The organism is Endozoicomonas arenosclerae (genome assembly GCF_001562015.1).
GTDB classification, from domain to species: domain Bacteria; phylum Pseudomonadota; class Gammaproteobacteria; order Pseudomonadales; family Endozoicomonadaceae; genus Endozoicomonas_A; species Endozoicomonas_A arenosclerae.
In genome coordinates this window covers 1-14,600 of record NZ_LASA01000091.1, presented here as the reverse complement: position 1 = coordinate 14,600, position 14,600 = coordinate 1, and the positions used below count along the sequence as shown (strand labels likewise).

General features: G+C 47.4%; 13 protein-coding genes. 7 read left to right on the top strand and 6 right to left on the bottom strand.

Features of this window, described 5'->3' with window-relative positions:
* The first annotated feature begins 10 nt into the window (after window positions 1-10).
* The 6 genes from WG89_RS14660 to WG89_RS14635 all read left to right on the top strand — a co-directional run bounded on the left by WG89_RS14660 (window position 11) and on the right by WG89_RS14635 (window position 4,174).
* On the top strand, window positions 11-493 hold the full coding sequence (locus WG89_RS14660; RefSeq protein WP_062267401.1) for a Cif family virulence factor: 483 nt from the start codon (window positions 11-13) through the stop codon (window positions 491-493).
* 57 nt (window positions 494-550) lie between these two features.
* Window positions 551-1,108, top strand: a complete 558-nt coding sequence (locus WG89_RS14655; protein WP_062267399.1) for a GNAT family N-acetyltransferase — start codon at window positions 551-553, stop codon at window positions 1,106-1,108.
* 14 nt (window positions 1,109-1,122) lie between these two features.
* Window positions 1,123-1,644 carry a hypothetical protein gene (locus WG89_RS14650; protein WP_153301611.1) on the top strand — a complete coding sequence of 174 codons (522 nt, stop codon included), beginning with the start codon at window positions 1,123-1,125 and terminating at the stop codon, window positions 1,642-1,644.
* Between the two features lie 253 nt (window positions 1,645-1,897).
* The gene (locus tag WG89_RS14645) at window positions 1,898-2,203 is read left to right on the top strand and encodes a hypothetical protein (protein ID WP_062267395.1); all 306 of its coding nucleotides are present in this window, start codon (window positions 1,898-1,900) and stop codon (window positions 2,201-2,203) included.
* 51 nt (window positions 2,204-2,254) lie between these two features.
* A complete protein-coding gene (locus WG89_RS14640; RefSeq protein WP_062267393.1) occupies window positions 2,255-3,166 on the top strand; it encodes a hypothetical protein in 912 nt (303 codons plus the stop codon).
* A 147-nt stretch (window positions 3,167-3,313) separates the two neighbouring features.
* A complete protein-coding gene (locus WG89_RS14635; RefSeq protein ID WP_062267391.1) occupies window positions 3,314-4,174 on the top strand; it encodes a hypothetical protein in 861 nt (286 codons plus the stop codon).
* Here WG89_RS14635 and WG89_RS14630 read toward each other — a convergent pair.
* Window positions 4,167-4,718: a flavin prenyltransferase UbiX gene (locus tag WG89_RS14630; protein ID WP_245662924.1), complete on the bottom strand. Its 552-nt coding sequence runs from the start codon at window positions 4,716-4,718 to the stop codon at window positions 4,167-4,169. The genes WG89_RS14635 and WG89_RS14630 overlap by 8 nt on opposite strands.
* Window positions 4,719-4,808: 90 nt before the next feature.
* The gene (mpl, locus tag WG89_RS14625; protein WP_062267459.1) at window positions 4,809-6,158 is read right to left on the bottom strand and encodes a UDP-N-acetylmuramate:L-alanyl-gamma-D-glutamyl-meso-diaminopimelate ligase; all 1,350 of its coding nucleotides are present in this window, start codon (window positions 6,156-6,158) and stop codon (window positions 4,809-4,811) included.
* Between the two features lie 382 nt (window positions 6,159-6,540).
* Here mpl and WG89_RS14620 point away from each other — a divergent pair, with 382 nt between their 5' ends.
* Window positions 6,541-7,806 carry a 6-phosphofructokinase gene (locus WG89_RS14620; RefSeq protein WP_062267386.1) on the top strand — a complete coding sequence of 422 codons (1,266 nt, stop codon included), beginning with the start codon at window positions 6,541-6,543 and terminating at the stop codon, window positions 7,804-7,806.
* 21 nt (window positions 7,807-7,827) lie between these two features.
* Here WG89_RS14620 and WG89_RS14615 read toward each other — a convergent pair whose 3' ends face one another.
* The 4 genes from WG89_RS14615 to WG89_RS14600 all read right to left on the bottom strand — a co-directional run.
* Window positions 7,828-9,192, bottom strand: coding sequence for a two-component system response regulator (locus WG89_RS14615; RefSeq protein ID WP_062267384.1), 1,365 nt, complete (start codon window positions 9,190-9,192; stop codon window positions 7,828-7,830).
* Window positions 9,193-9,207: 15 nt separating this feature from the next.
* On the bottom strand, window positions 9,208-9,783 hold the full coding sequence (locus WG89_RS14610) for a chemotaxis protein CheB (protein ID WP_062267382.1): 576 nt from the start codon (window positions 9,781-9,783) through the stop codon (window positions 9,208-9,210).
* Complete coding sequence (locus tag WG89_RS14605; protein WP_062267380.1) at window positions 9,783-10,613, bottom strand: CheR family methyltransferase; 831 nt, start codon at window positions 10,611-10,613, stop codon at window positions 9,783-9,785. The genes WG89_RS14610 and WG89_RS14605 overlap by 1 nt, the downstream gene beginning before the upstream one ends.
* On the bottom strand, window positions 10,610-14,600 hold a 3,991-nt coding region (locus tag WG89_RS14600; RefSeq protein WP_062267378.1), incomplete at its 5' end, for a response regulator. The genes WG89_RS14600 and WG89_RS14605, both read right to left, overlap by 4 nt.

Here is a 14,600-nt window from a genome sequence, read left to right as displayed (position 1 = left end):
ATTATTTCATATGACACTTCTCTACAAAGAAATAAAAAAGCACACAATCTTATTTTTTATACTCCTTTCCTTCACGTACTCCAGCATTGCCTCTTCTTTACTCTCTGAACAAAATGTAAGGCAGTTTGTTCAGCAAGTTGATGATGCAGTTAAGGCTAAAAATATAGACGAATTCTCCAAACACCTTAGCAGTGATGTTGAGATAACGATGTCAGACCCTCTTTTTGGAAGCAGCGAGGAATTAACTTTAAACAAGGAAGAATACATTTCACTAGTCAGAAAAGGGCTAGCTTCTGCCAAAAACTATATTTATCGTAGAAAAAGTCTTGATGTTACTATCAATAATGACAAAGCATATATTTCAGGAAAAGTCTTTGAATCATTCCTTTTTTACACAGCATTTGTGTCAGCAAATACTCTAGAAGAAGCAACAATAGAAATGAAAGATGGCAAGCTGGCTATTACAAAAGTCACAGGAACCCTCACCAGATAATTATGTTTCTAACTAGAAAAACCAACGGCTACCACTTCAGTGAAAGTGACTCAAAGAATGAGGTTTGAATTAGCCACTGAAAGGCTGCTTCTTCGAGACTACAACAAGGGCGATCTCGAAGACTTTGCAGCCATGAGTTCTGATAGCGAATTCCAAAGGTTCTATAGCGAAAAGGACTGTTCGCCAGAACATTGGAAAAAGCTTTTAGCCATGTTTATCTCAGAAGCCAATGAGCAGCCCAGAACAAACTACAACCTGGCTATTTGCCTGAAATCGGATCACAAGCTGATAGGCTCCGTAGGCATCAGATTAGAAGACAACCGACAGGCCTCTGTTGGTTGCAGCCTGAACAGAACATTTCAGCAACAGGGTATTGCTCAGGAAGCTATGCAGTCAATCCTGAACTTCGGCTTTCAGGAGCTGAATGCCCACAGGATATACGCAGAAACCATTTCTGAAAATCGGGCTGCCATTGCTCTCTGTGAGAAATTGGGCTTCAGAAAAGAAGCTGAATTCATAGAGCACCGCTACTTCAGGAATCGATGGTGGAATACCAGCATACTGGCCCTTTTATCCTCTGAGTACCTTTATAACCAACCGTCCGATGATCTATGAATAATACCGTTCTGATGCGCTCCAGAATCTACCTCACTCTTTTGGTTTCAGTATCCATTTGGGCACTGCTGAGCTGGCAGTTTTTTCATGATGGCATACCTCGTCATTACATCCTGCATCGATCCGATATGCCGGCCATCTCTAACCTGTGGGGAGCTATCTTTTTACCGTTTCTCACATGGTTTCTAACAGGAAAAGTCATTCAACGGGAAGCTGGCGTATATTCCTATACTATTGCTATTGGCTTTTTTAGCGCTTTCCTCTACGGAGTGACTCTGTCAGCAGCCTTTGTGAGTGGTTTCAATCAAGTAGCCTCTTTTATGGGACCAGGCATGTTGCTGCTCGCCTTGTTCTTACCTATTTATAGAGCAGAATATTTCCTTGGCTTTGTTCTGGGCATGACATGGACTTTTGGTGCAGTTTTACCGACAGGGTTTGGAACAATAATCACCGCTCTGTCTTTTCTCATTTATAACTTTATTCGTCCCGTCCCCTTTTATCTGCTTCGTAAGCTCAGGGCTTTGGACAATAGTTGAGAAAAACCTATAAGTTATTCAGGCCCTATGCATCAGATTACTGTCATGATTTATACACCAGAGTGGAAAGCAGGTCTGGACTGGTATCGAGTATTCGTGGCCCCTTAAAAACACCATAACTCCAAATCTCTTTCCTTATTCCTCTCCGCCCTTCTTTTCAAATAGCCTCTTCTCCAAAGATCTTTCTTTAATTTGATGGAATCCAACCGATCTACACTGAATAGAGGAAGACAACACGAGCTGAGGAAGTCCCATGAACGATGATACCGTCAAAAAACTGGCCCTGATGATCGCAGCAAACTGTACCCGTAACTCGGTTATGGATGATGCGTTAAAGGCCAAAGCCATCACTTCCGAGCAGATGGAAGCCTTCAACCAACAGATGTCCAACCGCATTTATACCTTCCTGACCTACCTTCTGAACAAGCCCGCAGAAGAGTACTCGGTCATGATTGATGAGCTCTCCAAGAATTACCCAGAGGCCTGGGCGCTTCCCGATCTTGATCAAAGTCTGATTCAGGCTGTGGCGAAGTCGACGCCCCCTACCCTGCCCCACTGAGCCAAAAACTGATCTATTCTGAAGTCTTTTAAATGGACTCATGAAATAACAATGATGCTCAGCACGTACCGATGGTTTAAGCCCTTTCTCCCAGGGCTTTTCCTGACTGTTTTCCTTGCTTCCCCTGTTCAGGCCAATCATCCCGCTCTCAGTCAGCAGCAGCTTGAAACCCTGTCTGCTCTGCTGACAGCAACCGACACCCCTCACCAGAAAGAATTCAACTCTATGGTTGAGGCAACCCAGCAGTGGCGCAGAAGACCCGATCAGGAGCGCTGGGAGGTCAAAGACCTGAAACTCTCACAAGAGCAAAGAAAAAAAGTATTCAACTATTTGGAAGCCCTGGGATTAATCAATGAGTCCAGACCTGAAAAACAGCAGTTTGATTACGCACTGGTATTGGGTGGCACAGCTCCCAGAATGAGTGCCCGCCTCCAGCATTTAATCAAGCTTTGGCATGAAGGAGTTCGATTTAACCACATCATTTTCCTGTCCGGCCAGCGACCCACTCTTGATGATATTGATCAGACCGAGCTGCTGGTTGCCAAAGTCATTGGCAGTGATGCTTCAGAAGACAGAAAACGAAAAGCCCGCCCCGCTACAGAAAAAGAAGCTGCTGAGATGGTCTATATGTCCAGCAACATGCCTGAGGCAATGCGCAAGCTCAAGGTGACCTTCTTCTCAACCGACCGTTTCTGGGAAGTGGATCGCTGGCAGCGTGGCAACACTCGTGACAGCATTAAAAACTGGGTGAGCAGCCACCCCAAACCTGGTTCTGCACTGATCGTATCCAACCAGCCACATCTGTTTTATCAACAGGAAGTGATCAGGCAGGAGCTCCCCAAAGGTTTCGTGACAGAGGCAACAGCTCAGGCATCCGGTGCCAACGACCAGCTGATCATGTACCTGGATGCCATGGCGCTATGGCTTCATAACCTTCAACAAAGAATCGCTCAAGCTCAATAACCCACCTCACCAGAAAAGCATCTTTTTTAAACTTGAGGAGCTTTGTGAACATGCATCTCTCCTCTAAATCACCTTCCTGCCCTGCCGAAAAACTGCATATCTCTCCAATTCTGGACTTCATTCTGATTGATTTCATGGAAGGACGTTATGCCCCCTCGTAATAGCTTCTCTGACCACCTGCTTCTTGATTCTGGCGCTGTCATGAACAACCTGAAGCTGTCAGGCTTATCAACATTAATGGACGAAGTCGGCATCTCTCATTCCGGCTCTCTGGAATCCCTTATATCGGCCTCACAACTGTGGCGCAGAAAGCCCGGTCAGGAACGTTGGGAAATGCAGGACCTGGCGCTTACAGATGATAAGCATCAGGTGGTTATGAATTCACTCAGAGAGCTAAATCTTGTAGATGAACTGTTGCCGTCTTCAGACCATTTTGAATATACCCTGCTGCTGGGCGCTACGGTTCCGAGAATGGAAAGACGGCTTAAGCATCTGGCCAGACTTTGGGGCGAAGGCGTGCGATTTAACAAAATCGTCTTTCTGGTGGGACAGCGTCCTCTGAACGATGGCATTGATAAAATAGACACGTTGATTGCCAGCAGTATTGGGAAGCAGGCGAAGGGAGAAAGGGCAGAAGCAGCACGCCCTATTACCGAGACAGAAGGCGCAAGACAACTCTTTGAAGCCATGGATCTTCCTGAGGCGATGAAAGCTCTGCCAATAGAATTTATCGACTCGCCCCGGGTCTGGAAAAACCAGCACTGGCAAAGGGCCAACACCAGAGACACCCTGATTCACTGGATGGAGGCAACTCCCAAACCGGGCAGGACACTGGTCATTTCTGATCAGCCCCATGCCCAGTACCAGCTGGAAGTCGTCAAGCAGGAAATCCCAGAAGCCTTCGAGCCAGAAGTGGCAGCCCAGTCAGCTGATCCGGATACCCGAGTCATACTTTATCTGGATGCCTTGGCTCTCTGGCTCCATAACCTTCAACAAAGATTTAATTGATGTAGGCCTCACCCCATCTGGGCATGAGCTTTTGCTCAATGTCCAGCTGGCTCAGGATTCTGGCCACAACAAAGTCCACCAGGTCTTCCATGGTCTCGGGCTTATTATAAAAACCCGGAGAAGCCGGTAGGATAACAGCGCCCATCCGAGTCAACTTAAGCATGTTCTCAAGATGAATTTCTGAATAAGGTGCCTCTCTGGGCACCAGCACCAACTTTCTGCGTTCTTTCAAAGCAACATCTGCCGCTCTTTCAATCAGATTATTACTGGCTCCGTAGGCTATGGACGACAAGGTGCCCGAACTGCAGGGACAGACAATCATTTTGCTGGGAGCACCGCTGCCGGAAGCCACAGGTGACATCCAGTCTTCATGGCCTAATAATTTAATCTGTCCTTGTCGAGCCTGACAGTAATCCAGCAGAACCGCTTCCGCCTCCCGATCATCAGAAGGCAAGTGCAGAGAAGTTTCCGTTTCAATGACCACTCTTGCTGCCCTTGAGATCAGGCAGAAAATCTCTGCCTCCGCAGCCACCAGACATTGCATCAGCCTGAGTCCGTATTGGGCACCCGAGGCCCCGGTGATAGCCAGAGTAATTCGCTCAGCCAAGTTAAAAACCTTATTCCAATGCTGCTCTTACGCCTTTTTCAGCGCTTGCAGCAGCCGTTGATGAATCCCCTCAAAGCCACCATTACTCATGATGACCAGATGATCTCCACTCTCTGATGTCTTGAGCAAATAGTCGATAATATCTTCTGTGGAAGACATGACCTGCGTGGGTACCGGACTCTTGTTGATGAATTCGTCCAAAGACCATTTTACTGCCCCGGACTGAAACCAGATCACTTCAGAAGCATCCCGAACACAAGTCGACAAGGCATCTCCGTGATACCCCATCTTCATGGTGTTCGAGCGTGGCTCAATCACCGCTCTGATTCGATCATTGCCAAATCGAGCCCGCAGTCCGGCCAGGGTTGTTTCTATGGCTGTAGGATGATGAGCAAAATCATCATAGATTTTGATGCCATTAATATCCCCCAGTAATTCCATCCTGCGCTTGACGCCCTTGAACTGATTCAGAGCTTCGCAGGCCTGGGCTGGCAGGACTCCCACATGTCTGGCAGCCGCTATAGCCGCCAAGCCATTAGCAACACTGTGACCACCGGTTAATGACCAGTTAACCTGCCCAACTGCCTTGCCCTGATGTAGAACATCAAACTGGCTGCCATCCGCTTCTTTCAAGTGGGTAGTCCAGTCTGTACCGAACTGTTCCAGCTCTGACCAACAGCCCATCTCAAGCACTTCCTGCATGGCCTCTGAGTTGGCTGGTGCAAGAATGCGACCTTCACCAGGAATGGTTCTGACCAGATGATGAAATTGTTTCTGGATGGCAGCAAGATTCTCAAAAATGTCGGCGTGATCAAACTCAAGGTTGTTCAGAATGGTCGTGCGGGGATGGTAATGAACAAATTTGGAGCGTTTATCAAAAAAGGCCGTATCGTACTCATCCGCTTCAACAACAAAAAACGGAGTATCCCCCATTCTTGCCGAGATACCAAAGTTAGCCGGAATACCGCCAATCAAAAACCCCGGTGACATGCCTGCATGTTCCAGTATCCAGGCCAGCATACTGCTGGTAGTGGTTTTGCCGTGAGTTCCAGCTACGGCCATGACCCACTTATCCTTGAGGATATGTTCAGCAAAAAACTGGGGGCCAGAGGTATAGGGCAAGCCTTTATTTAGCACATGTTCAACTACCGGGTTCCCACGGCTCATGGCATTACCAATCACCACAAGATCAGGCTCGTCCGCCAGGTGCTCAATGTGATACCCCTGCTTCAGCTCAATACCCTGGGCTTCAAGCTGGGTGCTCATTGGTGGATAGACATGCTCATCAGAACCGCTGACGGTGATGCCAATATCCCTGGCCAGGAGAGCCAGACTCCCCATAAATGTGCCGCAGATTCCCAGAATATGTATGTGCATATCACCCTTACTCATCAATGATCACGGTACGAAGTTTATTTCTGACAGAATTAACCTGTGACGAATGCCTGACATGGTCATCATCTTTTGGCGCCTTCCCTGAAATGGCATCGTTTTTGCTGATGCTAATAATAACAGACTCCCCAGTCTATCAGGATGTTTACCTCAAGCAGATGATTGTAGGGCGGAGGCAACGAGTTAGAATGGTGCACAAACAGCGAAAAAAGTTACTTTTCCGTCACTTTTTTCCCTAAAAAATTTCACGCTAAATAAACGGACAAAGTGAACGGTTTTAAGTATCATTCACTGCAAAACCTGTTCTACCATAAAACAACATAAACTCACAAAACCAAGATCACTCATTCAGCGAGAATCACTCAGGATGTCAATCAAGCATGCATTTTATGCACAGTCAGGAGGCGTAACAGCTGTTATCAACGCCAGTGCCTGCGCCGTTATCGAGACTGCTCGTCGCTACCCGGAAACAATTGGTAAGGTCTATGCGGGTCATAATGGTATTCTGGGCGCTTTAAGGGAAGAACTGATCGACACCAGCCAGGAATCTCATGAAGCCATTGGTGCGCTTCACAGGACGCCTGGTGGCGCATTTGGTTCCTGTCGCTACAAGCTCAAGTCTTTTGAAGAAAGTGAAGCGGAGTATCGCCGACTGATCGAAGTATTCCAGGCTCATAATATTGGTTACTTCTTCTATAACGGTGGTAACGACTCCATGGATACCGCCCTGAAGGTATCCCAGCTCAGTGAGAAAATGGGTTATCCCATCACCTGTATCGGTATTCCCAAAACCATTGATAACGATCTGGCCGTCACCGACAACTGCCCGGGCTTTGGTTCTGCGGCCAAGTATCTGGCGGTATCCACCAAGGAAGCGAGCCACGACATTGCTTCTATGTGCGATACGTCGACCAAAGTCTTTGTCATGGAAGTTATGGGACGTCACGCTGGCTGGCTGGCCGCTGCAGCTGGTCTGGCAGCCCGTCAGGATGGTGATCCACCCCATATTATCGTGTTCCCGGAAACACCGCTGAACAAAGAGAAGTTTCTGGCCAAAGTTAAGAAAACCGTGGATGAAGAAGGTTACTGCGTCATCGTGGCTTCGGAAGGAGCCAAATACGCTGATGGCAGCTTTGTCTCAGCTTCTACCACAGTTATTGATTCCTTTGGTCACCATCAGCTGGGTGGTGTTGCCCCGGCGCTGTGCACCATGATTAAGCGGGAGCATGGCTTTAAATATCACTATGCGGTCGCAGATTACCTGCAACGCTCAGCCCGACATATTGCTTCAAGAGTCGATGTTGAACAGGCTTATGCGGTTGGCAAGGCTGCGGTTGAACTGGCGGTTACTGGCAAGAATGCTGTGATGCCAAGCATTACCCGGGAATCCAACGCACCTTATCGCTGGTCCATTGGCGAGGTTCAACTGGAAGAAGTGGCCAATTTCGAAAAGAAAATGCCTATGGAATTCATAGATGAAGATGGCTTTGGTATTACGCCGGTTTGCCGTGAATACCTGGAGCCTCTGATTGAAGGTGAGGAGTATCCTCCTTACCTGAATGGACTACCTCGGTTTGCCAAGCTCAGAAAAGTATTGGTTGAGAAGAAACTCGGCGATTCATTTGATGTGTAACCGTTAATCATCAGGGCAGCTTCAGCTGCCCTGTTCGGCCTGTGCTTTCTCTTCACTGTTTAACTCGGATGCCAGACGGTAATCATTTCTTCCGTTTTTCTTGGCAACATACATCGCTTCATCAGCTGCCTTAAGCAAAGCTTCCGCGTCGGAACCGGTATCTTCAGAAGTTGCGATACCAATACTGGTACCCACATGTCTTTCCTCACCATCAAGGTCATGAGGCTCACGAATTTTAGTGAGGATTTTTTCCGCAATCAGTTTGGCATCGGAAGCTTCCGCCACATCGTCCAGAATAATGGCAAACTCGTCACCACCCAATCGTGCCACCAGATCACCTTCACGGACACATTCCTGTAACCTTTCGGAAACACTTTTCAACAACAGGTCACCGGCATCGTGACCCAAAGTGTCGTTTATTTCCTTAAAGTGGTCGAGATCAAGGTACATGACCGCAGTGCTCTTATCACGTCTCTGACTCCTTGCCAGCGAGGCACTGAGAAACTCTCTGAACAAGGTACGATTCGCCAACCCTGTCAGGCTGTCGTACTTGGCCATTTGCACCAACTGTTCTTCAAGCTTTTTACGCTCGGTAATATCCTGAAACAGCAGTACTCCGCCCTGTACTTCCTGCTTTTCGTTGACGATGGCGGCCATATTGTATTCAGCGGCAAAGTTGCTTCTGGAAAGGGTCCACAATTGACGATCGGATGTTTTGAAAACACCCCCACCTTCCATACAATCCTGCCTGATCTGGGACTCTTGCCATTTTTCCAGAGCCTGCTCCCCTTCAGCATTGAAGACAAACTGGCTTATGTGTTCTCCCAAAAGAGATTCTTCTGTCCCACCCAACATGTCACAGGCAGTAGGGTTGATAAAAGATATCCTGCCATCCCTATCCAGCCCGGCAATGCCCTCTCCGGCATGATCCAGCAACAACTTGTTCTTGCGACTGATCCAGCGTAATTGTTTGGACACAGATTCAAGTTCGATTCTCTGCTCTTCAAGCTGCAGGAATACCTTTACCTTGCCCAGCAATATTTCAGGATTAATAGGCTTGGGCAGATAATCTACGGCACCCGCCTGATAACCTTTACTGATGTAAGCCTGATCTTTATTGATGGCGGTAACAAAAATGATAGGAATGCTGGAGGTTTGCTTGTTACTGTGCAGGAGGGTTGCTGTTTCAAAGCCATCCATGCCCGGCATCTGAACATCCAGCAGAATTACAGCAAAGTGATGGTGCAAAACTTCAGACAACGCAGCCTCACCGGAATCCACCTTGTGTACCTCAGCACCCAGAGGTTTGAGCAGCTTGCTCATCGCCAGAAGGTTCTCCTGACGATCGTCAACTACCAGAATTTTGACTTTAGGCTTGTCATCCATGACAGCTCCCCTGATTTATTTTTCGAGCTTGAACTCCAGGTCTTTCAAGCAAATCGCAATATCATTCAAATCCAAAATATAATCCACACAGCCGGTACTGATGGCTGACTTGGGCATGATAGGGACTTCCGATGTTTCCGGATTCTGAACAACGGTTACCCCACCGGCCTGTTTTATCGCCTTGATACCTTCAGCACCATCCCGATTGGCTCCGGTTAATACGACACCCAACAGCTTTTTTCCGAATACGTCAGCAGCCGATTGAAAGAGTACATCCACAGAAGGCCTAGAGTGGCAGACTTGTTCATCCACACTCAGACTCAAAGTATCTTTGTCTTCAATCTGCAAATGGTACCCACCCGGTGCCAGATAGACATGATTCCTTTCCATTGGCTGTTTGTCGCAGGCAATGGAGACCTCCATTGGAGAAGTCTTACTCAGGACTTTATGCAAACCCTCTTCGTCTCCAGAAGCCAAATGTTTGGTGACAACAATAGGTAATGAAAAGTTTTTACCTAATTCATTCAACAAGCTTTCCAGTGCCGAAAGTCCTCCTGCAGAAGCTCCTATCACCACCAGCGAGCGCGCCATCAGATTTTCTTCCTGTAAATTTTCTGATTTCTATCTGCGACTTCCAGCTGATCACCAATGGAACTGAACTGAATGTTTTCCCGCTTGCCAATACAGAGAATGCCTCTGGAACAGAGGCTATCAAACAATAATTGCAACACCCGGTTCTGCAAATCCTGGTTGAAGTAGATAAGGACATTGCGACACAAAATCAGGTTCATCTCACCAAAGACCCCATCAGTAACCAGATTATGATTAGCAAAGGTAATATGCTCGGCCAGCCGACCATTAAACTTAACGGAGTCATAACCCCGGTGGCAGTATTTAGACAGCTCTTTCGTACCACCTGCCTGACGATAATTTTCCTCATAGAGCGCCATATCCTCTTCAGGATAAATGCCGGTTTTGGCATGACGCAACGCCTGGTCATTAAAGTCTGTGGCATAAATCTGACAACGATCGAGCAAACCTTCTTCATCCAGCAGTATGGCCATGGAGTACGCTTCCTGACCGCTGGCACAGCCTGCATGCCAAACTTTGATAAAGGGGTAGGTCTTTAATATAGGGACGATGTTTTCCCGGAGCGATTTAAAGAAGTCTGGATTTCGAAACATCTCAGTCACAACCACAGACATATCTTTCACAAACGCAGCAAAGGCAGATTCATCGTGCAGAAACAAAGGAATCAAATCACTGATATGCTCCACACCAGACATCTGCATATGCCTTCTTACACGACGCATTAAGGACGCTCTGGCATAACTGCCAAATTCATAGCCATACTTCTCTTCAACTGCTGTCAGCAAAAGCTTCAGCTCAAAATCCTGATCCGTTTCCCTGGGTTCTGTCATTTGAATAACCAGACCTTGATCATTTCAACCAGTTTGTCGATATCCACTGGCTTGGTCATGTAATCATTGGCTCCGGCATCAATGCATTTGGCCTTGTCATCAGACATGGCCTTGGCTGTCAGGGCAATGACGGGCATTTCTTTGAGGCGATCAATCTCCCTCATTTTCTGCATGGCCTCGTAGCCATCCATAACCGGCATCATGATATCCATCAGAACCAACTCAATGCCTTCTTCCTCATCCAGCTTTTCCAGAGCATTCTGACCGTTATCTGCAATCACCACTTCCAGACCGAGTGACTGAAGCCCCTTAGACAGAGCAAAGGTGTTTCTCAGATCATCATCCACCAGCAAAATTTTGTGCCCATCCAACGACTTGTTGCTGACAGATTCTGTGGCCGGTTTCATTTCTTCCGGAGCAGACTTCTCAATGGAATGGATGAACAGGCTGACTTCATCCATCACACGTTCAGACGCATAGTCACCTTTCATCACCAACGCACGGGTGTATTTCTGAAACTCCTTCTGATCGTCCGGGGTCAGCTTCTTATCGGTATGAATAACGATGGAAGGCATTTTGTCTCCCATCTTTTCCTGAAGCTGTTGCAGAAACTCCAGACCACTGGAATCCGGCAAATCAACGTCCATCACCAGACATTGCCAGTGTCCTTCCTCCAATAATGAACGGGCCTCCTCAGCAGAAGCCACCTCAGCGATATTCATGCCTTTATCCTTCAGCATTTTCGCCATGTGAGAGCGACTTTTTTCATCGTTGTCTAACAACAATGCATGTTGAATGTCTTCTGACAGCACCTCTTCCAAAGTACTAAACACAGTTTCGAGATCAGCTACTGTGACAGGCTTAACCAGATAGCCGACAGCCCCCGGTCTTTCAAACTCATCGGGGTCACGACCAGAAACAATATGAACCGGGATATCTTTGGTTGAATCGTTTTGCTGGAGCTGCTTAAGCACATCGCCACCATCCATATCAGGCAACCCAAGATCAAGGATAATAGCCATAGGCTGTTCATCCAGAGCAAGCTGAATGCCCTGTTTACCGGTAGCGGCCACCAGACATTCGTAGCCATGATTGCCGGAAAGTTGTTTTACAATGTCAGAGAAGTGCTGATCATCTTCAATGATGAGAATATTCTTACTGCCTGAAGATTTAGGTTTTTTTACGGGTATCGCTTTTTTAGTCTCCGCTGGCTTTTGCGCAGCAGGTTTGGAAGCTGGTTCACTCCGGGTCTTTTTTTCAGCACTATTTCCGCTACTCACTCCAGGAGAAAAACTCTCTGCCATGACTTTTTCGCCATTGAGAGAGCAAACCGCGTTATCAGGCAGATAAACCGTGAAGGTAGTCCCTTCCCCTTCCGTACTCTCTATGCCAATGTAACCACCCAGCATGGACGACATTTCTCTGGAAATAGCCAACCCAAGCCCTGTACCACCATATTTTCTGCTGGTTGAACCATCAGCCTGCTGGAAAGCTTCAAAAATGGCTTCCTGTTTGTCTTCAGGTATGCCTATTCCGGTATCTCTTACTGCGAAGGCAACATAGGTTTCATCACCATGATCCGTAGTACGACAGCTGCTGAATACCTTGATATAGACCCCACCCTGCTCGGTGAACTTGAAGGCATTGGAAAGGAAGTTCTTGAGAATCTGCATCACTCGCTGTGAATCAGACAAAATGACCTGTGTCGTTCCGGGCTCAATATCGACAGCAAAGTCCAAGCCCTTGTTGTCAGCCAACGGTTTGAAGAGTGTTCTGGCACTGGAACACAGTTCTTCAATATCCATGTCATCCAGATTGATACTCATCTTGCCCGCTTCAACCTTAGAGAGATCAAGGATATCGTTTATGAGGTCCAGCAGTTCCTTACCACCGCTGTAGATGACCTGGGCCGATTCAATCTGGTCTTCTGTCAGGTTGCCCTCATCGTTATCTGCCAGCATCTGAGCCAACAGTAACAATGAGTTCAACGGTGTCCTCAGTTCATGAGACATGTTGGCCAGGAATTCAGACTTGTACTTACTGGCCTGCTCCAGCTCTTTAGCTTTTTCTTCCAGCGTTTTTCGCGACAGCTCAATATCAAGATTCTTTCTTTCAATCTCCGTCTTCTGCTGCTGAAGCAGTTCGGTTTTCTCTTCAAGCTCAGCATTGGACTTCTGCATTTCCTCACTCTGGGCTTTCAATTCTTCCTGAGATTCCTCCAGAACTTGTGCCCGGCTTTCCAGCTCATCATTTACTGACCGAAGCTCTTCCTGTTGCTCTTTCATCGCTTCTGACTGACGGGTAGTTTTATCGAGCAACTGATTGACTCGAGTGCGGTACTGGGCAGAATTAATGCCTATCGCGACATTCTCCAGAGCATCTTCAAGGAAGTCTCTCTGCTCTTCAGAGAGTTCTCTCAGCAAAGCAAACTCAAGCACCCCTTTTATCTCATCCTCATAGATCAGAGGAACGGTAATGATGACTCTGGGAGGTGTACTGCCAAGGCCTGACTCAATATTCATGTAATCTTCTGGAAGACTGGTCAGCTCAATAGACTGCCTCTCCATGGCAGCCTGACCGACAATACCTTCACCAATCTCAAAACTGTTCTTACTCTGTTTGCGACGCTTCCAAGCGTAGGAAGCCATTAACTGAAGTCGCTTTTCATCGTCCATGACATACATGGCCCCGGTCTGCATATCCAGATAACGAGCCAGATAAGAAACAATATTTTTACAGACTTCAGAAAGTTCCAATTCCCCCCTCATACAGTTGTTGAGGCCCGCCTGTCCTTCCTGCTGCCAGCTTTTCCTGTCGTTATCGCTGATCACATTCCGCAGCTTTTCCGTCATTTCAGAGAAACTGCGGCTCAGATCACTGATCTCATTATGACCACTGAGCACCGCGCCCTGAACATAATCTCCCGAGGCTACCCTGTTAACCCAGGCGGTTATGGTTCTAATAGGCCTGACTAACCTTCGAGTGATCACTAACGCTATCAGAATTACGATCAAGGCAGTGATTGCAGAGATATAGACCAGACGGTTTCTGAACTGGATAACAGAGGCAAAAGCATCCGCCTGACTCACCTCAGAGACCAGAGACATAGGCGTATCGGCCACTTCTATGGCATGGTAGGTGCCAAGCACCTGTTCACCGTATACATTGGTGTAACTCTTGATATGTAAAGTTTGCTCCATTTGAGCACTTTTCGATGAGCCTACTTGCAAGTCAACATCTTCACCAAAGAGTTCATTCAGCTCGGCATCACTATCAAGACTCTCATAAGCCTCTTCCATTTCCATGTCATGATCATGATCATGATCATGCTCGCCTTCATGAATCTCATGGAACTCCCCCTCGCCATCGATATGAGCCAACCAGTCATCGATTAAGGCATTATCCGCTTTGAGCGTCATGGACTGCGTTGAATCCAGATCTGTACCGTAACGAATGTAACCATCATCCCCAACCAGATAGGACTTCAGGCCACCACCAAATTGGCTGTCACTTTCGAAAATATTCTGAACGTTATAAGCCAGAATCTGGACCGCAAGAAAACCGGTGGTGTTTTCGCGCTCATCCACCAGGGGCAAGATAAAGAAGCTGACCTTTTGATCCCCGATAGGTGGATACATGGCCACATCAGCGTACTTGGGTATGACCTCTTCAAGACTTTGCCTTGCGGCTTTTGCAAATGCGGTATTAGCCAGAGCCCCTTTGAAGAGATTTTTACCCAGGTCCCCATAGGCGTTCACGGTGTACAGAATATTGCCGTCTGCATCGGCCAGAATCAGGTCGGAGTAATCGTAATAACGCAGAAAGTCGACAAACTCGCTGGAGTATTGATCCAGTACCAGGTTGTAACTGAATGAGTTAATGAACTCTTCCGGGGACTTTTTGAGTGCTTCATGACTTTGAATCAGGTGAGACAGGAACTCCTGAGCCACCCCAGCCTTGATAAAAAGATTGGTGACCACAGAATCA

Coding starts and splice junctions, on each gene's coding strand:
- WG89_RS14605 (WP_062267380.1), bottom strand. CDS start 10,613: ATGACAGAACCCAGGGAAACGGATCAGGATTTTGAGCTGAAGCTTTTG.
- mpl (WP_062267459.1), bottom strand. CDS start 6,158: ATGCACATACATATTCTGGGAATCTGCGGCACATTTATGGGGAGTCTG.
- WG89_RS14645 (WP_062267395.1), top strand. CDS start 1,898: ATGAACGATGATACCGTCAAAAAACTGGCCCTGATGATCGCAGCAAAC.
- WG89_RS14610 (WP_062267382.1), bottom strand. CDS start 9,783: ATGGCGCGCTCGCTGGTGGTGATAGGAGCTTCTGCAGGAGGACTTTCG.
- WG89_RS14635 (WP_062267391.1), top strand. CDS start 3,314: ATGCCCCCTCGTAATAGCTTCTCTGACCACCTGCTTCTTGATTCTGGC.
- WG89_RS14655 (WP_062267399.1), top strand. CDS start 551: ATGAGGTTTGAATTAGCCACTGAAAGGCTGCTTCTTCGAGACTACAAC.
- WG89_RS14620 (WP_062267386.1), top strand. CDS start 6,541: ATGTCAATCAAGCATGCATTTTATGCACAGTCAGGAGGCGTAACAGCT.
- WG89_RS14650 (WP_153301611.1), top strand. CDS start 1,123: ATGCGCTCCAGAATCTACCTCACTCTTTTGGTTTCAGTATCCATTTGG.
- WG89_RS14615 (WP_062267384.1), bottom strand. CDS start 9,192: ATGGATGACAAGCCTAAAGTCAAAATTCTGGTAGTTGACGATCGTCAG.
- WG89_RS14630 (WP_245662924.1), bottom strand. CDS start 4,718: ATGCAATGTCTGGTGGCTGCGGAGGCAGAGATTTTCTGCCTGATCTCA.
- WG89_RS14660 (WP_062267401.1), top strand. CDS start 11: ATGACACTTCTCTACAAAGAAATAAAAAAGCACACAATCTTATTTTTT.
- WG89_RS14640 (WP_062267393.1), top strand. CDS start 2,255: ATGATGCTCAGCACGTACCGATGGTTTAAGCCCTTTCTCCCAGGGCTT.